The sequence below is a fragment of the Photobacterium gaetbulicola genome (assembly GCF_003025515.1).
GTDB classification, from domain to species: Bacteria; Pseudomonadota; Gammaproteobacteria; order Enterobacterales; family Vibrionaceae; genus Photobacterium; species Photobacterium gaetbulicola.
In genome coordinates this window covers 1-18,062 of the sequence record NZ_PYME01000043.1, presented here as the reverse complement: position 1 = coordinate 18,062, position 18,062 = coordinate 1, and the positions used below count along the sequence as shown (strand labels likewise).

Below are 18,062 nucleotides of genomic sequence, written 5' to 3'. Positions count from 1 at the left end.
TATTTTGCAGGATGCGGGAATAAGGCGTATAAAAGGATAACCAGCCCGGTGAGTCACCAGGCTGGTGGCAGGTGAGGACAGGTGTGGCGGAGACCTAGGCGCCCGGTGGGCAAGCCAGGCTCTCACTGATCAATTCGATTAACTTATCCTCGAGGGCAAAGCGGAGTTCTATCAGCTCGCCGATATCAGAGAGATCACTGTCGAAATCGGGTAGCTCGTCATCCTCACCCATGTCGGTGTATTTATCGTTGAAGTTCAGCATAGGATCGGTGGTCTGGGTGATTTGGGCGTAGAGTTGGGAGATTTCTTCCGTGGGGGAATACCCTGTTGCGTTCCAGCGCTCCATGACCATATCGTAGATTTTAAAGTGGCCTTCGGAGATATAGTCGACCAGCTCTTGGCTGAACAGCTGCAGTTGGGATGTTGTCGGGAGCTGGCGGCTATTACTCTCGAACGGGGGGAGTCCAGCTAACTTGCAGTAATCGATCAGCAATTGTTGCCGAGACATGAGCCAGTGATCGATAACGTCACTGGTGCCGCCCCATTGTTTTTGTACTTGCTCGAATTTACTCAACATGACCATGCCCTCATGATCTACAGTACCGAGACAGGGTACTGGAAACAATACCTGTTAATCTCTTAAGAAAGATAACCTTGAATTACGGAGCCTTTTCCGTATTAACTACAGATTGCCAGTAAAAACGATACCCTGCAAGGATGGATGTGACGTTAATGTTAAAAAAACACGAAAAAAGCTATTGGTGTATAGTCAAAGATCGCAAGCTATACCTGGAGGATCAACAACTTCCCTTCAAGCCGCCAAGTGAGCTAGAGGTTGATTTAGAAGGCGTGGTTGAGATCGGTCGATATCAAAACGCTCCTGTCTACTGGCTTGAAGCCCCTGAGCACCATGATGAGGCTGGTTTTGATAGTCTGCGCAGCCTGCTGGTGATTGACGGTGAGTTGTTCAACTTGGCCGGAAGGGCCATCCAGTTGTCGCATATGCTGCATTCTCAGCGCTTCTGTCCGCAATGTGGCAATGAGTGCCAGTTGAGCCGTGCCGAGCTTGCTATGGCTTGCCAGGGCTGCCACAGCCACCATTATCCGCGCTTATCACCTTGTGTCATTGTCGCGGTCCGTAAGCAAGACAAAATCTTGCTGGCCCAGCATCCCCGCCATAAGAACGGCATGTACACAGTGATTGCCGGCTTCGTTGAGGCTGGGGAGACACTCGAGCAGTGTGTTGCCAGGGAAGTCTTGGAAGAAACCGGGATACAGGTGACCAATATTCGCTATTTCGGCAGCCAGCCCTGGGCGTTTCCGTCTAACCTGATGATGGGGTTTCTGGCCGATTACCACAGTGGCGAGCTAAAGCCGGACTACGCTGAGCTGACCGATGCCCTCTGGGCATCGACGAATACCCTGCCTGAACTCGCCCCGCCGGGCACGATTGCCAGGGCGCTGATTGACCACACTCTGGGGGGAATGGGAAAGCGCTGATGGTGGGGGAGGAAACAGAATAAAAAAACCCTCCGTGAGGAGGGGTAAGGTGCAGTTATTTTGCCTTCTACGAGCAAAGTCATTGTTATTATTGCTAGCGCGCAGATTTTGTACCATGAGAGCCCGGAGTGTCGCAAATCCAGTGAGCAAATTGTTACTATAAACTTGATCCGGTTAACAAATGGCCTCTTTTGTTGACAGCTCGGAGTGATACAATACGCGCAAATAAAACCATGGAGTCCCAAATGAGCGAACTAAAGAATGACCGCTACCTTCGCGCTTTATTGAAGCAGCCAGTCGATTGCACCCCGGTATGGATGATGCGTCAGGCAGGGCGTTACCTTCCTGAATATCGTGCAACTCGCAGTGTAGCCGGTGACTTCATGTCGCTATGTAAAAATGCTGAGCTTGCCAGTGAGGTGACACTACAGCCTCTGCGCCGCTTCCCGCTTGATGCGGCAATCTTGTTCTCAGATATCCTGACTATCCCTGATGCGATGGGCTTGGGACTGTACTTTGAAGCCGGTGAGGGACCGAAATTTGAACGTCCAATCACCTGCAAGGCTGATGTTGATAAAATTGGTTTGCCGGATCCGGAAGGCGAACTGCAGTACGTGATGAACGCCGTACGTCAGATCCGCAAGGACTTGCAAGGCGAAGTACCGCTGATCGGTTTCTCGGGGAGCCCTTGGACACTGGCGACTTACATGGTTGAAGGGGGGAGCTCGAAGGCATTCACCAAGATCAAGAAGATGATGTATGCCGAGCCACAAACCCTGCACCTATTGCTCGATAAGCTGGCAGACAGCGTGGTTGAGTACCTGAACGCGCAAATTAAAGCGGGTGCCCAGTCGGTGATGGTGTTCGATACCTGGGGGGGCGTGCTGACTCCGCGTGATTACAACGAGTTTTCGCTGCGCTACATGCACAAGATTGTTGATGGCCTGATCCGCGAAAACGATGGCCGCCGCGTACCGGTGACGCTATTTACCAAGAATGGTGGTATGTGGCTGGAGCAAATCGCGGCAACCGGTTGTGATGCAGTCGGCCTTGACTGGACCATCAATATCGCTGATGCCAAGAAGCGTGTGGGTGACAAAGTTGCGCTGCAGGGCAACATGGATCCATCGATGCTGTACGCCCAGCCTGAGCGTATTCGTCAGGAAGTCGCGACTATCCTTGAAGGCTTCGGCGACGGTGGTACTGGCCACGTGTTCAACCTAGGCCACGGTATCCACCTCGATGTGCCGCCAGAGAATGCTGGTGTGTTTGTTGAAGCGGTGCATGAGCTGTCAAAGCCATACCACAAATAAAAGCGGATCCTGGGTGCTAGGTTGCTAGGCCCTAGCCTAGGAAAAAGCATTAAGAGCCCATACAGCTTGCTGTGTGGGCTTTTTTATATGCGGCTATTGGCCATAGGCTAGTGGCGGTCGAAGATCATTTTGGCTCCGTGAGCCTGTTGAAAAACCCATAGCCTAGCGCCCCTTGCCGCTTTCTAGTCCAAGATGCTGGTGGACGTATTCGCGGATATATGGCACCACTTCCTCTTCAAACCATGGGTTTTTCTTCAGCCACAGGGTGTTGCGCGGTGAAGGGTGTGGCATCGGGATGTACTGCGGCGCCCAGTTGCGCCATGCCTTCACCGTCTCTGTCAGCGTCTTCGGTTTGCCCTTGAGGTAGCGCTGCTGGGCATACTGGCCGACCAGCAGGGTCATGCCGATATTGGGCAGCAGCGGCCATACTTGGGGGTGCCATTGCGGGGCGCACTCGGGACGGGGCGGCAGATCGCCGGACTTGCCCCGGCCGGGGTAGCACAGTCCCATCGGCATGATGGCGATGTGCTCGGGGTTGTAGAAAGAGTCGCGGTCAAGATCCAGCCAACGACGGAGACGATCGCCACTCGGATCATTCCAGGGGATCCCTGTTTGATGCACCTTGGTACCGGGAGCCTGGCCAACGATCATCAAGCGGGCGCTGCTGGCAGCTTGAATGACCGGCCGGGGGCCGAGCGGTAGGTGATCGCGGCAGATCGTGCAGCGGCGGATTTGATCAAGCAGGTTATCAAGATGTTGCTGGTCGTTGTTTGGACTCATGCTGCGGGCTCCCTGACTCCGGGGTGAATTAGTAGCCCCGTTGAAAGTCAACGGTATAGCGTAATGGCTGGTGGTTGAGCCAGCGTTGTGCATTATCGCGGAAAATTGCCATGACTTGATGGGGAAAGCTTTCAGCGGCAATGTGCGGGGTAATAGTGATGGCCGGATGTTGCCAGAAAGGGTGACTCTGGGGCAGCGGCTCCTGCTTGAAGACATCCAGGAAAGCGTGGGCGATTGCACCTCGGTCCAATGCGCTGAGCAGGCCGGTTTCGCACAGGGCGTTGCCCCGGCCGACGTTGAACAACAAAGCCTTACGGCAATGGCTTAGGCTGGTGGCGTTGAGGATATCGTTGGTATTAGCGGTAGCCGGCAAGGTGGAGACCACCAAGTCTGCCTGCTCGAGTGCTGAATTGAGCTCGGCCAGTGGGAGAATGGTATCGAAAGCCGGCTCATTGGCAGTGCCAGAGCGATTGACCCCGACAAGGCGGAATCCCAATGCCTTGGCCGAACGGGCGAGATGGCTGCCGATGCTGCCGGTACCCAGTATCACCATCGTCTTGCCTGCAAGGGTGTTGTATGGTTTAGGGTGCCAGTGGCGGGCTTGTTGCTGGGTTTGGTAGGTCGCAAAGTGGCGTTGGTAGGCGATGGCTAACCCCAGTACGTATTCGCTGATCAGCTGGCCGAAGCAACCGCGGATATTGCTCAGGGTATAGTCCCGACGCAAACTGGGCTGTGTCAGAGCATCAATGCCGGCAAAGGTGGACTGGATCCACTCAAGGGCCGGGAACTCATCGAGCAAGGGGGCGATCTTCGGTGGGTCGGCCAGCAAGATAGTCGCCTCTTTGGGCTGCTGGGTCAGGGTCAGCCCGGCTATCGGCTGCTCGGCTAGCAGGGCTTCATAGACAGCTTGCTGGCGGGAAACAATCATCAGTTTATGCATCGTCGCTCCTTGGCGGTAGCACGGGGTTATCCGCTTTCCATGTATTGCAGTAGCAGGGGGATACAAGTAAGATCCGGGGCAAATCACAATTGCGGATTATCCCATGCTAAAGAATCCAGTTCAGCTCCGTTTAGAAAAATTAGAACCATGGCAACACATTACCTTTATGGTGTCTCTGTGTGAACGAATGTATCCCAACTATGCGTTCTTCTGTCAGCAAACGGAGTTCGCGGATGAGCAGAAGTACCGTTCGATTCTGGACAGTATCTGGGAAATTTTGACAGTAAAAACGGCCAAGATTAACTTTGAGAAGCAGCTGGAGAAACTCGAAGAGTTGGTACCCAATGCCGAAGATTATGATCTGTATGCGGTAAATCCGGCTATTGATGCCTGTGCGGCGCTGGCTGATTTGCTCCATGCGATGCTCGACCGTGACCTGATGCTGGAAACACTGGCTAAGCTAAGCTCGTTGTCTGCCGCAACTGTAGCTGATCTTGAATTTGCCCAGACCGGAGTGGAGATCACCAACGAGAACCAGAAAGAAAACGAAGCGGTATGTGCCGAGTGGGACATGCAGTGGGCGATTTTCCGGGCGCTTAAAGAAGCAGAGCGCCGTGATATCGAGCTGATCAAAGGTTTGCGTCAGGAGTTGCGCGAAGAGCCGGTCAGCAATATTGGTATCGAGCTGTAAGCGACCAGTATTGGATCGAGAAGGGCCCTTTTGGGCCCTTTTTTGTGTTTGATGCTTTTTGCATTGTTCTGAGAGGGTAAAGAAACTTCGAGGATAAAGACAAAACGGCGATCGAGAGAGATGTAACGATACTGTGAAGTTTTAAATCTTGGCAATCTGGACTATTTCTGGCGGTTTGTGCTGGTTTTTGGTGGCTAGTTAACTCATTCCACTTATTTTGTTTTTTCTGCTTGTATTGCTCTGCTGCCGCCGTTTATAACAAAGGTATCGCAGAAAACGTCTTGTTTTCTGGTTTTTATTTTCTGTCAGCTAGGACGAGTTATGCCAGTATCAGCTATCAACACTGCTGTTTCCTGCAAGGGCTTCAAAGCCGTTGCGGCTAGCCTGCTCCTCCTGCTCTCTCTGGGTCTTATCCGGGGCTGACAGGCCGTATCTCAATTTTCCTGTCAGCTTGAAGCGAAGCTGACAGGTCAATATTCCCACCCGAATTCTCCTTAGTTTCCTTCAAGCCGACGCGGTAGAGGATAACTATGTTAAGTGCACGCAACATCGCCGCCTTGGGCTTTATGACTTTCGCCATGTACCTTGGTGCCGGTAACCTGATCTTCCCTCCGTTCCTAGGCTTGCAGGCCGGTGAACACTTTGCTTCCGGAATGGCCGGGTTCCTGCTGACTGGTGTTGGCCTGCCAGCATTGGCATTGGTAATGGTGGCACTGGTCCATGGCTCCGATAACCTGACCGCAGCCCTTCCCAAGTCGGTTGCGACGGGGTTTTGGGTGATGGTGTTTATTGTGATTGGCCCGGCCTTTGTGATCCCCCGAGCCATCACCGTCGCCTACCAGTTTAGTTTGGCCCCTTTTGTCGGCGAGGCGGCACTGCTTCCTTTCACCGTGGTGTTCTGCTTGGCTGCCATTGTGTTTGCACTCTACCCGGGCAAGCTGGTCGATACATTAGGCAAGTGGCTGACCCCGATGCTGGTGGTTATCCTTTCCGTGCTGGCAGTGACTGCTTTTATGTCCCCGGCCAGTGAAGCACTGGCAGCTGTGGGGCCGTATCAGGACAAGGCATTTGCCGAAGGGTTGACCCAAGGCTACATGACCATGGATGCGCTGGGTTCGATTGGCTTTGGCTGGATCATCTTCCGTGCTATCCGCGAAATGGGGGTGGAGTGCCCGAGGGCGACCGCAAAATACACCCTGATGGCTGCTGTGATGTACGCGGTGGCGATGGCTCTGGTGTACCTGTCGTTGGCCTATATCGGTGCGACCAGTGCTAGCCTGGGCTCGGTATTCGGCAATGGCGGCGAGATCCTGACAGCGTTCACCTTGGCCCACTTCGGTACTTTGGGCAGTGTCTTGTTGGGCGTGGTGATGATTTTGGCCTGCCTGACTACTGCGATCGGTGTGACGACCGCAGGCAGCGAGTTTTACAGCCGCACATTCCAGCCGGTGACTTACTCGCGCAGTGTCTGGGTAACGATGATCGTGGCCGGACTGGTGGCCAATCTTGGATTGGAGCAGCTATTGGCGATCACTCTGCCGGTGGTTGTGGTCTTGCACCCGGTCGCCATTGCTCTGCTGGTGATTGCTCCGCTGCGCCGTCGCTTGACGACACCGGCCGTGATGGCGGCAGTAATGACGGCATTGGTCTTCGGCAGTGTTGATGCGTTGCATATCTTGGGCAAAATGCCGACTGCGCTCGACAGTTGGTTGGCGCAATACCTGCCCCTTTATAGCGACTATGCCGGTTGGGTGGTGCCAAGCTTGCTGGTGATCGCGATGGGCGCAGTGGTTAGCCGGGCTACGCGTTCAGTGTTGGCACTGCAGCCATCAATGAAAGGGTGAAACGTTAAGATAAGGAAAAGGGGCCATTTGGCCCCTTTCGTCATAATGTGGTTACTCGTCGTCTTTGCTTTCGATCACGCCGTGGGTTTTCTTCCACTTTTCCCAGCGCTGGTAGGCCAGCTGCTGCATGTCGGTATTCTTGTCGGCCTCGTCGACAATTTCTTCGCCGACCAGGTGTTCGAAGATGTCTTCCATGGTTACCAGCCCCTGGACCGTACCGTATTCATCGACCACCAGTACCAGCTGGGAGCGCTCTTTCATTAGCTGCTCGAAGGCCTTGGGGACGCTGGCATTGTTCATGACGACCGGCAGCGGACGCATCAGGGTACCCAGCTCTTTCTGGCCGCGGCCTGCCTGGCTTTCGGCAAACAGCTCAAGGCGGTGGACGAAGCCAAGGATATTGTCTTTCTGCTCGCTGTAGACCAGCGGGCGCGAGAACGGGCTGTCTTTGTGCTGCGACAGAAACTCGTTGATTGGCTGCTCGGCGTCAACACGGAACAGGACCGGTCGTGGTGTCATGATCTTGGTGACGCTGACATCACGGAACTGCAGCAGGTTTGTCATGATCTTTGACTCGCCTTCAGCCAGCTCCCCCGATTCCTGGGCCAGCATGGCCATCGCCGATAGTTCATCACGCAGTTTCGGCGCTTCATGGCCTCGTGACAGGCGGCGGGTGATTTGTTCTGACACCCATACGAATGGCGTCAGGGCCCAGACCATCCAGCGCAGGGTCGATGCCGAGGCGGGTGCCAGCTGGCGCCAGTAGGTGGCACCGATAGTCTTCGGAATAATTTCTGAGAATAGCAAAATACCAATCGTCAGTACGCCGGAGAATACACCTAGCCATTGGCTGCCAAATACCACCGCGGCTTGTGCGCCGGCGGTTGCCGCACCTATGGTATGGGCAATGGTATTGAGGGTTAGGATCGAAGCCAGTGGGCGGTCGATATTGTCTTTTAGAGCCGCGAGGCGATCGGCGGCAGGGTGGCCCTGCTGACGCAGAGTACCGATATAGCTAGGGGAGATGCTGAGCAGAACAGCTTCCAGGACTGAACAAATAAACGAAACACCAATCGCAACAGCGATGTAAATCGTAAGGAGTATCATGCTTACCTTGGTAAAAAATAACGGATAACGCCTATATTAATCGGTGTTGAAGCGAATAAATACAACTATTTCAGTCTTCATATTAGTAACATTTTGTGAACTTGCGCTCAGTTTATGGTTAAAGAGCCCGCACCTAACCACATCAAGGCTGACAAACCTTTGCCACACGGGCTTCTTTTGAATTAGAGTTGATGCGTCTTAAGAAAAAACCTTAGAAGGGAAACCTAATGAACAAGACCCAACTGATTGACCTGATCGCTGAAAAAGCAGATCTTTCTAAAGCTCAAGCTAAAGTTGCTCTAGAGTCTACCCTAGACGGCATTACTGATGCGCTTAAAGAAGGTGACCAGGTTCAACTAATCGGCTTTGGTACTTTCAAAGTAAACCACCGTGCAGCGCGTACTGGCCGTAACCCACAAACGGGTCAGGAAATCCAGATCGCAGCGGCCAACGTACCTGCTTTCGTTGCAGGTAAAGCACTGAAAGACTCAGTGAAATAATCTATACTCCGCCAGGTATCTATCTGGCGGAGTTTTTCCATGAAGCGACTACTGACTTTTCTCACCGTCTCGCTGTTAGCGGGATGCGCCTCCAATCCCACAGTCCCTGAAAACAATATAACGCCAGTCTTGACCCATACCGGTGGTCAGAGTCTCGGTGACAGCACGTCCATCTATTGGTTTACCTCACAGCAGAACCGCCCTGTAAGCTTGGCTGATCGGGTGATGGCTGGTGACTATGGTGACTACCGTACTGATTACCGTTGGCGCGATGGCAAACTACGCGAAATAAAACGTGAGGGGCGGCAGCTCGACGAGCAGCAGCTCAAGCCCTTCTCCCTGCATGTGCGCTACGATACCCTGGGCAATGCGGTGTTCCAGCGCTATACCCTGGGAGATGAGCTGATCCCGCTTGGTAGCAGACAACTGCAGCAACTGCTCGAGGAAGCCGAGCACGGCACGGATGTGGTTAAGCAGCAGCGCAAGGATGATCAGTCCTTGGTACAAGGTTTTTGGAAGCAGGGGCAGTTCTACCGCTGTGCTGATCAGCGTCCGCTCCAGGTCAACTTTACCCCGGTGTTGCCCGATTATGTGCAGCAGCAAGTGCAGGAACATCAGCAGGACGGGTATATGGCGGTCATTGGCCAGGTCCGTCGCAGCACCCTGACCGCCAAGACGCTGTTGATGTTGGCCGACGATCAGCCAGCCTGCCTGACCGCGCCGGTTCTGTTGACGAATTGATCGCGCTTTCCAGAGCGAGAATGACAATAAAAAAACGCGCCCGAGGGCGCGTTTTTAGAATGGCTATCAGTTTACCAAACGGCGATTAGCTCTCTTGCTGCTCGCGGGCAACGGCACGGTAGCCGATATCGTTGCGGTGGAACATACCGTTCCAGCTTACCTGCTTGGTCAACTCGTAGGCACGCTGCTGGGCTTCAGAGACCGAGTTGCCAAGTGCTGTCGCACACAGTACGCGGCCACCGTTAGTCACGATTTCGCCTTCGGCGTTGGTTGCCGTACCGGCGTGGAAGATTTTCTGGCCTTCAACGTCGGTGCTAGGCAGGCTGATCACATCGCCTTTGGCATAGCTGGCCGGGTAGCCGCCTGCGGCCAGTACCACACCAATTGAGGCGCGCTGATCCCACTTGGATTCAGCTTGATCCAGCTTCTCGTCAATTGCCATCAGGCAAAGCTCAACCAGATCCGATTCCATGCGCATCATGATTGGCTGGGTTTCAGGATCGCCGAAGCGGCAGTTGTACTCGATCACTTTCGGCGTGCCATCTGCGGCAATCATCAGGCCAGCGTACAGGAAGCCGGTGTAAGGGTGACCTTCTGCGGCCATACCGCGTACCGTCGGGTAGATCACCTCTTCCATGATGCGGTTGTGGATTTCTGGCGTGACGACAGGCGCTGGTGAGTAAGCACCCATCCCGCCGGTATTCGGTCCGGTGTCTTTGTCGCCGACACGCTTGTGATCCTGGCTGGTGGCCATTGGCAAGACGTTCTCGCCGTCAACCATCACGATAAAGCTTGCTTCTTCGCCTTCCAGGAACTCTTCGATCACCACGCGGCTACCGGCTGCGCCGAAGGCATTGCCAGCTAGCATGTCCTTGATGGCATCTTCTGCTTCTTCAAGGGTCATCGCGACGATCACCCCTTTACCGGCAGCAAGGCCGTCAGCCTTAACCACAATCGGTGCACCCTGCTCGCGTACGTAGGCCAGAGCAGGCTCGATCTCAGTGAAGTTAGCGTAGGCACCGGTCGGGATCTGGTGGCGAGCCAGGAAGTCCTTGGTGAAGGCTTTAGAGCCCTCCAGCTGGGCTGCGGCTTCAGTTGGGCCGAAAATTGGCAGGCCAGCAGCGCGGAAAGCATCAACCACGCCGATCACCAATGGTGCTTCAGGGCCAACAATGGTCAGCTCAATGGCTTTTTCCTTGGCAAAGGCAACCAGGGCCTCGATGTCTTCAACGCCAATCGCAACGTTTTCCAGCTTAGGCTCAAGCGCAGTACCAGCGTTACCCGGGGCAACGAAAACAGTCTCAACATTTGGGTTTTGTGCGGCTTTCCAGCCCAGTGCGTGTTCGCGGCCGCCAGCACCAATAATCAATACATTCATCATTTTACCTTTGATAGCTTCGCCACAAAGCCAATTTCTGTGTCACGCATGCTCACTTATGTCCATAAGCTCCGCGTGCGTTCCTTGAACTAGGCTTTATGGCTTTGCTCTAAAATTAAAAATTTTTAAGCTTTGTTATAGAGCTGACTCTACAACAGTCTGGGTTCTTAAAATCGAATAAGGCTCCGGGTTTCCCCGGAGCCTGTAGTGATTAGTGGCGGAAGTGGCGCATGCCCGTAAAGATCATCGCCATGCCGTGCTCGTCGGCAGCGTCAATCACTTCCTGGTCGCGCATCGAGCCACCTGGCTGGATCACACACTTGATACCCGCTTCAGCCGCCGCGTCGATACCGTCGCGGAACGGGAAGAAGGCATCAGAAGCCATCACGCTACCCGCAACTTCCAAATTCTCGTCAGCCGCTTTGATACCGGCAATTTTCGCGGAGTAAACACGGCTCATCTGGCCAGCGCCCACACCGATGGTCATATCGCCTTTGGCGTAAACAATCGCGTTAGACTTCACGTATTTAGCGACTTTCCAGCAGAATAGGGCATCTTTTAGCTCTTCTTGTGTTGGCTGGCGCTTAGAAACAACTTTAAGATCAGCCTCAGACACCATGCCTTGGTCACGGTCCTGAACCAACAGGCCGCCGTTGACGCGTTTCACGTCAAAGCCAGTGGTCTTGCTGCTCCACTCACCGCACTCTAGCAGGCGAACATTTTTCTTGGCCGCGACAATTTCTACCGCTTCAGCTGAAACAGAAGGTGCAATGATCACTTCAACGAATTGACGCTCTGTAATAGCCGTTGCCGTTGCGGCATCCAGTTCACGGTTGAATGCGATGATGCCGCCAAAGGCAGAGGTTGGGTCAGTTTTGAACGCACGGTCGTAGGCTTCAAAGATGTTGTCACCCAGCGCGACACCACAAGGGTTGGCGTGCTTCACAATGACACAGGCTGGTTGGTCGAACTCTTTCACACACTCAAGTGCGGCATCGGTATCAGCGATGTTGTTGTAAGACAGGGCTTTGCCTTGGATCTGGCGAGCCGTCGCAACCGATGCTTCTTCCGGGTTGCTCTCAACGTAGAAAGCGGCAGCCTGGTGGCTGTTCTCACCGTAGCGCATGTCCTGCTTCTTCTCGAACTGCTGGTTGAAAGTGCGAGGGAATTTAGACTCTTCGTCGCCTTCCTTGTTGTCACCGTAAGACGGCACCATGGTACCGAAGTAGTTGGCAATCATACCGTCGTAAGCAGCGGTGTGCTCGAAAGCTGCGATAGCCAGGTCGAAACGGGTTGCATGGGTCAGTGAACCGTCATTGGCTGCCATTTCTGTCAGCACGCGATCGTAGTCGTGGGCATTGACGATAATGGTTACGTCTTTGTGGTTTTTCGCGGCAGAGCGAACCATCGTCGGGCCACCGATATCGATGTTCTCAACCGCATCTTCCAGGGTGCAATCTGGGTTGGCCACTGTCGCTGCGAACGGGTATAGGTTGACCACAACCATGTCGATCGGGGCAATGCCATGCTCGTTCATCACTGCATCGTCAGTACCGCGACGGCCCAGTACCCCACCGTGGATTTTCGGGTGTAGGGTCTTGACGCGACCGTCCATCATTTCAGGGAAGCCGGTGTGATCGGAAACTTCAGTTACCTTGATACCCTGCTCGGCAAGCAGGCTGGCAGTGCCACCTGTGGACAGGATGTCGACACCACGATCGGCAAGCGCCTGGGCGAACTCAACAATACCAGTTTTGTCTGACACGCTAATTAGCGCACGGCGGATAGGACGAGCGTTTTCCATTGCAACCATCTCTTTGTAAACACGGAGGACTATTTGCCAAAATCCAGCAGGCGAGGTGGCTGGATTTTGGTAAATACCCTCGGCTAGAATCGAAGATACACAGTGCTGTTGTTGGGGGTGTGATCAACGCAGCATATTTTACATTAATTCCATCACTACGCAAACGTTTGCTTTTTGTTGTTTGCTCATCACCTAAGGTATAGGGGCGGTATGTATTTGATTGGCCAATTGGCTAAGCACTGTGGGGTCAGCAGTGATACGTTGCGGTTTTACGAGAAGAACGGTCTGCTGGTCCCGGCAGGTCGCAGTGAGAGCGGTTATCGGCTCTACAGCGAAGATGACCTGTCGCGGATCCGTTTCATCCTTCGGGCCAAGGCGATTGGCCTGAGTCTGGATGAAATCAGGGAGTTGCTGGATATTCGCCTCGAAGCTAGCCAGCACAGCTGTGCCGAGGTTAAGGCGATCACTCAGGCTAAGCTGGATGAGGTGGACCGCAAGATGGCGGAGCTGTCGCGGATCCGTAAGGCCCTGAAGAAAATTAATGATGCCTGCTGTGGCCATGTTGATGATGATGCCAGTCACTGCTCGATCCTCGAGGCGCTGGGTGAAGAAGAGCCGGAGCCCGCCAGGGAGGTAGACAGCCAGTGCTGTAGTAGGCGGACCCACTGTTCCGAGCAATAGCCTGAAAAAGGCAGGAAATCGAGAAATTATATTGGGCAGGCGTTGAAGTTGTGGTAGCGTCGAAGTATCGCTTTGTTATTGATAGGGAAAGTCATGTTGAATGTGAATGAGTATTTTGATGGCCAGGTTAAGTCCCTGGGATTTGAGACCTCTGGCGAGCGTGCCAGCGTGGGAGTCATGGCTCCGGGAGAATATACCTTCGGTACGGCGGCGCCAGAAAAGATGAGCGTGGTCAAGGGCGCCTTGACCGTGAAACTGCCGGGCCATATCGAGTGGGAAACCTATTATGCCGGTGACGACTTTGAAGTCCCTGGTGACTCCTCGTTTGAGGTGAAGGTTGCTGAGCCGACCGCCTACCTGTGTGATTACCTTTAATAGAAAAGCGCTTCACCGAGAGTGAAGCGCTGTGCTTTCTGAGCGCCTTGGCGCTGTCATTGCCGGCTGGCTTTATTCTGGGATAAGCACCGTGTCGATAACATGGATCACCCCGTTGCTGGCCGGTATATCCGCGGTAATAACACTGGCACCGTTGATGGTAACCTTGCCCTCGTCATCGGTTTCGATGGCCACCGTTCCGCCTTGGACTGTTTCCGGCAACTTGAGCTTGGCCACTTCTTCAGAAGAGATCGCGCCGGGCAAGACATGGTAGGTCAGTACCGCCTGGAGTTTTTCTTTGTTATCCGGTTCAAGCAGCTCGGCTAGCGTACCTTCGGGCAGTTTAGCAAAGGCATCATCGGTTGGTGCCAAAACCGTAAACGGGCCTTTCCCTTCCAATGTTCCCACCAGTTCGGCGGCTTTGATCGCCATCACTAAGGTTTGGAAATCGTCATTGCTGGCCGCGACCTGGACCAGGTTCTTTTCCACCTCGCTGGCTTCATGGTGCTCGGCCAAGGCCTGACCGGTGAAGCAAAGAGCAAAAACAACTAAAGAGCGGTTGAAGATACGGAGTATGTGATTCATTGCTGCAGCCTCATTGTGGTTGTCATCGAGCTTATAACGTACAAGCAAGCAGTATGGTTCACCCAACAAAGTGGTAGGTCTTATTTTCGAGACTGCGGGAGATGGTGCGGCCAAGCTGGTGATTATTAATATGATGAATAAAGAAAAAGCCCAATCCAGATGACTGGATTGGGCTTTGTGCAATCAGGATAACCGAAAGCGGCTTAGTTCATGCCGTATTGTCTAGATTAGTGTCTTTATTTGTTTTTGTTGTATTGTTAGCTCCATCTAACTTATTGCTTTGTAAAGGTTGGTTACTCTTTTTTGTCCTTGTTAGTCTTCAAATGATCTGGTTCTAATGCTCTTATAGGGGTACACATAAGGGTACACGAGGGGCGCATGGGAAAGCTGTACGATACTCATCTAAAAGCCAAATTTGGCAAACCACAAGACAAAGTGGTCACTTTAACTGACGGTGATGGCTTAGGAGCAAGGGTATCCAAGCTCGGTAAGATACGTTGGCAGTTTCGCTACAAGATTAACGGCGCTAACAAGCGAGTAGATTTAGGCGATTATCCAGAGCTTTCGCTGGTGGCTGCACGAAAGCGTGCTGCACAGTGTCGCCAGTGGTGGCAGGAAGGGCATGACCCCAAACATATGCTGGCCATGGCGCGTGAAGCTAACCTTGCACCTGTAACTGTCCAACAAGCTCTAGAGTACTGGTTAGTGGAGTATGCCGATAAGAACCGTAAAAACTCCGACAAGCATCGAGCGCAGTTTAATAAGCATATTTATCCTTATATAGGTAGTTACCCCTTGGAGCAAACTCTGACTCGTCACTGGGTGGAGTGTTTTGATCGAATTAGTAATGGTATCCCTGGTAAACAACGTCCAGCCCCAAAGGCTGCTGGCTATGTGCTGCAAAACGCAAAGCAAGCATTGCGTTTCTGTCGAGTGCGGCAGTATGCATTTAGCCGCGAGCTTGATGATTTGACCACAACTGATGTGGGCGAGCGACAAGCCAAGCGGGATCGGGTGCTATCGGATGTTGAATTAGTCGACGTTTGGGAGTTATGCCACTCAAAGAAGCTGATGCCTTATTACCGTAATATGTTTTACTTGTTGATGGTCTTTGGAGCTAGAACTCAAGAGATTCGGCTATCCCAATGGCAAGAATGGGATTTTGACTCAATGTTGTGGACAGTTCCGGTGATGAACAGCAAGACAGCTGAGAAGATTGTTCGCCCTATTCCACAAGCGTTGAAAGACTGGTTGCTGACTTTGAAAGGAGAAGCTAACAAATCCAATTACATCCTTGGAGAATTGAAGAGACCAGAGGCAGTCAGCTCATATGGTGGCCTAATGTGGAAACGGTTGGATCATATAGAAAAGTGGACTTTACATGATTTGCGCCGAACTATGGCGACAAAGCTCAACGATTTGGGTGTGCTACCGCATGTGGTTGAAAAGTTGCTAGGGCATTCGTTGGGTGGTGTGATGGCTGTTTATAATCATAGCCAGTATTTAGGGGAAAAAGAGCATGCTTTGAAGTTGTGGGTTGAACATTTACAGTTGCTGTCTAATCCTCCTGCAAATGTGGTTTTGTTGAAATAGCAATGTATTGAGGTAGCCTTGATTTGATATAGGTCAAGACTACCCTTAACCGCTAGATTTTGTGGAGTTCTCTTTTTTCCACAAGTTTAGCTGAGGTGTACTCATTTACCGTTAATTCATCAAGATCGATTCGGCCAAAGCTCTTCAAGTAGTACCCAAGGGTATTTATGAAATTGGACTCAATTCGGGTGTTGATAGGTACAGCAAGCATTTCGTCTTCGCTATATGTATCTACTTTTAATCTATAGGACTCAAAAGCCACCAGCTCCTCACCTGACATCTCAGATTTCAGTTTATGAATGAACACTTGCCCTTTCAGCCAAACTTTAATGTTCCCTAAACTGAACTCATGAAGACCGTCCGGCTCATTAGGCATACGGCTATCATTAGCTCTTTCCATAGGGAACATTGTCATTACGAGGGCAACTGAATAACCAACGCCAGATACAGTTACAGTTGGTTTGCCTATTTCACAACGGTGATCCGCTGGGCTTAGGTTGTATAATTTGTTTTTTCTTACAGCTTCAATACTGCCAGCTTTTTTAGGATCTTCGTTCTTCAACCAAGGGTGTGTGTGAAACGTGCCGATATGTCGGAAATCTTCACCAAAAACATTAGCAATATCACGTTTGATTGCAAGTGAGCTTTGGAGTTCTCTTACACTACTTCGTGCTCTGATTGCGGATGTTTCTGTTGAGACATGATTAATCGTACACTTAAAAGGTGCACGTTTGTTTACTCGCCCCCACAAGTGCGAAACTGTTTCGATGGCTACATCTTCACTTTCTTGATGTTTAACTGTGTAGGCTTCTAACGCGCTCGTTAATAGCTCAAACATAGCGCTGTCGGAAAGTTCTATAGTTGCTGGCATTGTTGTCCTTAACCTTCTGATTTAGAGTAATGTCTTTATATGCATGTTAATGCTTAGCTCTGGTTGTTTCCATCTTCTTTGGTTTTCGAAGGCGACCAAAGCTTGTATTTTGCTAGTTTCTTTCTAATCAACTTATCAAGGCACTTTGGCTTGTAAGGTGTTTTTTTATCTGGGTTTTCCTTGCCTGTTCTTTGACGCAACGCTTCAAAGAGCAGGTTGGTTCCAACTGCTGCGGTTCCAAAAGGTATCATCCAACCAAAAACGGTAAAAAGAGTCGACCAAACAGCATCAATCAGTCCAATTTGGTCTAACGCTGGGATTATTTTGATATTGATATACTCCATTATCGGACCGAAGTTTAGCTTGCTAAAAATTTGCCCAACTCCATATAAACACCCTGAATGAATAATAAGCCATAGCCCCCCATGGGCTTGCACCCTCTTTCTTAGCTCAGAGCTTCGGCTATTCAAGAAAAGAAAAATGGTATAAATCGAAAAAGCACTATATATAAAAGCTAATGTAAGCAAGACAGTGATTACAACTGTTAGTACGACAGTGACAGAGTCGTAAGCGGGGGCTGTATTTAGGTAGCTGTATTGTATTGATAAGTTCAAAGTAAAAGCCGTCGGTAATTATATCGTTTATGAGGTTTTTTAGTCGGCATTGATGCCTTGTGTTTTGGGCTCGCATTATCCACATAACCGCATTGCTCCACCAGCGCCATCCCCGTAAAATCTACACTAATATCAATCCGTTTGAGTACGATGTCGTTCAACTCACAACGGTTTTGCCCTTATTTGTGTAGGTAGCTCAATGACCCCAAAACTCACCCTCCAACAGCTTGAATCCTTCCTATGGGAAACGGCTGATATCCTTCGTGGCAACATGGATGCCTCTGAATTCAAAGACTATATCTTCGGGATGATGTTCCTAAAACGCATGTCGGATGCGTTTGAGGAAGAGCGTGAGAAGGTGATTGCGTACTACCTTGATAAAGGCAAAACGCAGGCGCAGGCTGAAGATTTAGCGGATGATGAAGACGAGTACGACAACACCTTCTTTGTGCCAGAGACTGCACGTTGGTCTGCACTGAAAGACCTCAAGCACAATATCGGTGAGAGCTGCGTATTCCGGCCCATGCTGAACACTCATTCCGGTTCAATGTGAACACCTATTCTGGTTTAACATGAACACCCATTCCGGACTCAATGTGAACACTTTTACCCACATTTCCGGAATCCCTTTCAACGTATTGATCTTCAACTTATTTGGTAACCTGTTTCCTATTTGGAGCAGGACTATGCCAGCAAAGAGGATTGCAATGCGTAAAATTCGAGACGTACTCAGGCTGAAACTGGA

The 18,062-nt window shown here is 51.7% G+C and carries 20 protein-coding genes; 10 read left to right on the top strand and 10 right to left on the bottom strand.

The genetic code is table 11. From position 1 onward, the window contains the following. Positions 1-94: 94 nt before the first annotated feature. A complete protein-coding gene (locus C9J03_RS24815; RefSeq protein WP_044622100.1) occupies positions 95-577 on the bottom strand; it encodes an Rsd/AlgQ family anti-sigma factor in 483 nt (160 codons plus the stop codon). 155 nt (positions 578-732) lie between these two features. Between C9J03_RS24815 and nudC the strand changes: the two genes are divergently transcribed. Both nudC and hemE read left to right on the top strand, forming a co-directional pair. Beyond that, the gene (nudC, locus tag C9J03_RS24810; RefSeq protein WP_044622099.1) at positions 733-1,500 is read left to right on the top strand and encodes an NAD(+) diphosphatase; all 768 of its coding nucleotides are present in this window, start codon (positions 733-735) and stop codon (positions 1,498-1,500) included. A gap of 245 nt (positions 1,501-1,745) precedes the next feature. Next, entirely contained in the window at positions 1,746-2,813 is a 1,068-nt protein-coding gene (hemE, locus tag C9J03_RS24805) for a uroporphyrinogen decarboxylase (protein WP_044622098.1), read from the top strand. Positions 2,814-2,975: 162 nt separating this feature from the next. On the opposite strand, the gene C9J03_RS24800 is transcribed toward hemE, so the two are convergent. Then, entirely contained in the window at positions 2,976-3,593 is a 618-nt protein-coding gene (locus tag C9J03_RS24800; protein WP_044622097.1) for a uracil-DNA glycosylase family protein, read from the bottom strand. Between the two features lie 28 nt (positions 3,594-3,621). Next, on the bottom strand, positions 3,622-4,533 hold the full coding sequence (locus C9J03_RS24795; RefSeq protein ID WP_044622096.1) for a D-2-hydroxyacid dehydrogenase: 912 nt from the start codon (positions 4,531-4,533) through the stop codon (positions 3,622-3,624). 103 nt (positions 4,534-4,636) lie between these two features. On the opposite strand from C9J03_RS24795, the gene C9J03_RS24790 reads away from it, so the two are divergent. Next, positions 4,637-5,224, top strand: coding sequence for a YjaG family protein (locus C9J03_RS24790; RefSeq protein WP_044622095.1), 588 nt, complete (start codon positions 4,637-4,639; stop codon positions 5,222-5,224). Between the two features lie 330 nt (positions 5,225-5,554). On the opposite strand, the gene C9J03_RS26840 is transcribed toward C9J03_RS24790, so the two are convergent. Next, a complete protein-coding gene (locus tag C9J03_RS26840; RefSeq protein WP_156136191.1) occupies positions 5,555-5,707 on the bottom strand; it encodes a hypothetical protein in 153 nt (50 codons plus the stop codon). Between the two features lie 47 nt (positions 5,708-5,754). Here C9J03_RS26840 and brnQ point away from each other — a divergent pair, with 47 nt between their 5' ends. Beyond that, positions 5,755-7,068: a branched-chain amino acid transport system II carrier protein gene (gene brnQ / locus C9J03_RS24785; protein WP_044622094.1), complete on the top strand. Its 1,314-nt coding sequence runs from the start codon at positions 5,755-5,757 to the stop codon at positions 7,066-7,068. 51 nt (positions 7,069-7,119) lie between these two features. Here the strand turns inward: brnQ and C9J03_RS24780 are convergent, their stop codons facing one another. Then, positions 7,120-8,175 (bottom strand): CNNM domain-containing protein, encoded by a 1,056-nt coding sequence (locus C9J03_RS24780; protein WP_039458748.1) that lies wholly within the window; start codon positions 8,173-8,175, stop codon positions 7,120-7,122. Between the two features lie 227 nt (positions 8,176-8,402). On the opposite strand from C9J03_RS24780, the gene hupA reads away from it, so the two are divergent. Both hupA and C9J03_RS24770 read left to right on the top strand, forming a co-directional pair. Then, entirely contained in the window at positions 8,403-8,675 is a 273-nt protein-coding gene (hupA, locus tag C9J03_RS24775; protein ID WP_039458747.1) for a nucleoid-associated protein HU-alpha, read from the top strand. Between the two features lie 39 nt (positions 8,676-8,714). Continuing rightward, positions 8,715-9,416 (top strand): DUF1481 domain-containing protein, encoded by a 702-nt coding sequence (locus tag C9J03_RS24770; protein WP_044622093.1) that lies wholly within the window; start codon positions 8,715-8,717, stop codon positions 9,414-9,416. An 85-nt stretch (positions 9,417-9,501) separates the two neighbouring features. Here C9J03_RS24770 and purD read toward each other — a convergent pair whose 3' ends face one another. Then, positions 9,502-10,794, bottom strand: a complete 1,293-nt coding sequence (purD, locus tag C9J03_RS24765; protein ID WP_044622092.1) for a phosphoribosylamine--glycine ligase — start codon at positions 10,792-10,794, stop codon at positions 9,502-9,504. A gap of 211 nt (positions 10,795-11,005) precedes the next feature. Further along, positions 11,006-12,598 (bottom strand): bifunctional phosphoribosylaminoimidazolecarboxamide formyltransferase/IMP cyclohydrolase, encoded by a 1,593-nt coding sequence (purH, locus tag C9J03_RS24760; protein ID WP_044622091.1) that lies wholly within the window; start codon positions 12,596-12,598, stop codon positions 11,006-11,008. Between the two features lie 210 nt (positions 12,599-12,808). On the opposite strand from purH, the gene zntR reads away from it, so the two are divergent. Then, on the top strand, positions 12,809-13,279 hold the full coding sequence (zntR, locus tag C9J03_RS24755) for a Zn(2+)-responsive transcriptional regulator (protein ID WP_044622090.1): 471 nt from the start codon (positions 12,809-12,811) through the stop codon (positions 13,277-13,279). Positions 13,280-13,372: 93 nt separating this feature from the next. Then, complete coding sequence (gene ppnP, locus C9J03_RS24750) at positions 13,373-13,654, top strand: pyrimidine/purine nucleoside phosphorylase (RefSeq protein WP_044622089.1); 282 nt, start codon at positions 13,373-13,375, stop codon at positions 13,652-13,654. Between the two features lie 72 nt (positions 13,655-13,726). Here ppnP and C9J03_RS24745 read toward each other — a convergent pair whose 3' ends face one another. Continuing rightward, the gene (locus C9J03_RS24745; RefSeq protein ID WP_044624338.1) at positions 13,727-14,239 is read right to left on the bottom strand and encodes a fasciclin domain-containing protein; all 513 of its coding nucleotides are present in this window, start codon (positions 14,237-14,239) and stop codon (positions 13,727-13,729) included. A gap of 378 nt (positions 14,240-14,617) precedes the next feature. On the opposite strand from C9J03_RS24745, the gene C9J03_RS24740 reads away from it, so the two are divergent. Then, entirely contained in the window at positions 14,618-15,832 is a 1,215-nt protein-coding gene (locus C9J03_RS24740; protein WP_039458731.1) for a tyrosine-type recombinase/integrase, read from the top strand. Between the two features lie 52 nt (positions 15,833-15,884). On the opposite strand, the gene C9J03_RS24735 is transcribed toward C9J03_RS24740, so the two are convergent. Both C9J03_RS24735 and C9J03_RS24730 read right to left on the bottom strand, forming a co-directional pair. Beyond that, entirely contained in the window at positions 15,885-16,703 is an 819-nt protein-coding gene (locus tag C9J03_RS24735) for a hypothetical protein (RefSeq protein ID WP_044622088.1), read from the bottom strand. A gap of 53 nt (positions 16,704-16,756) precedes the next feature. Beyond that, positions 16,757-17,047: a hypothetical protein gene (locus C9J03_RS24730; RefSeq protein WP_146149111.1), complete on the bottom strand. Its 291-nt coding sequence runs from the start codon at positions 17,045-17,047 to the stop codon at positions 16,757-16,759. A gap of 469 nt (positions 17,048-17,516) precedes the next feature. On the opposite strand from C9J03_RS24730, the gene C9J03_RS24725 reads away from it, so the two are divergent. After that, positions 17,517-17,870 (top strand): type I restriction-modification system subunit M N-terminal domain-containing protein, encoded by a 354-nt coding sequence (locus C9J03_RS24725; protein WP_044622087.1) that lies wholly within the window; start codon positions 17,517-17,519, stop codon positions 17,868-17,870. The last annotated feature ends 192 nt before the right edge of the window (positions 17,871-18,062 follow it).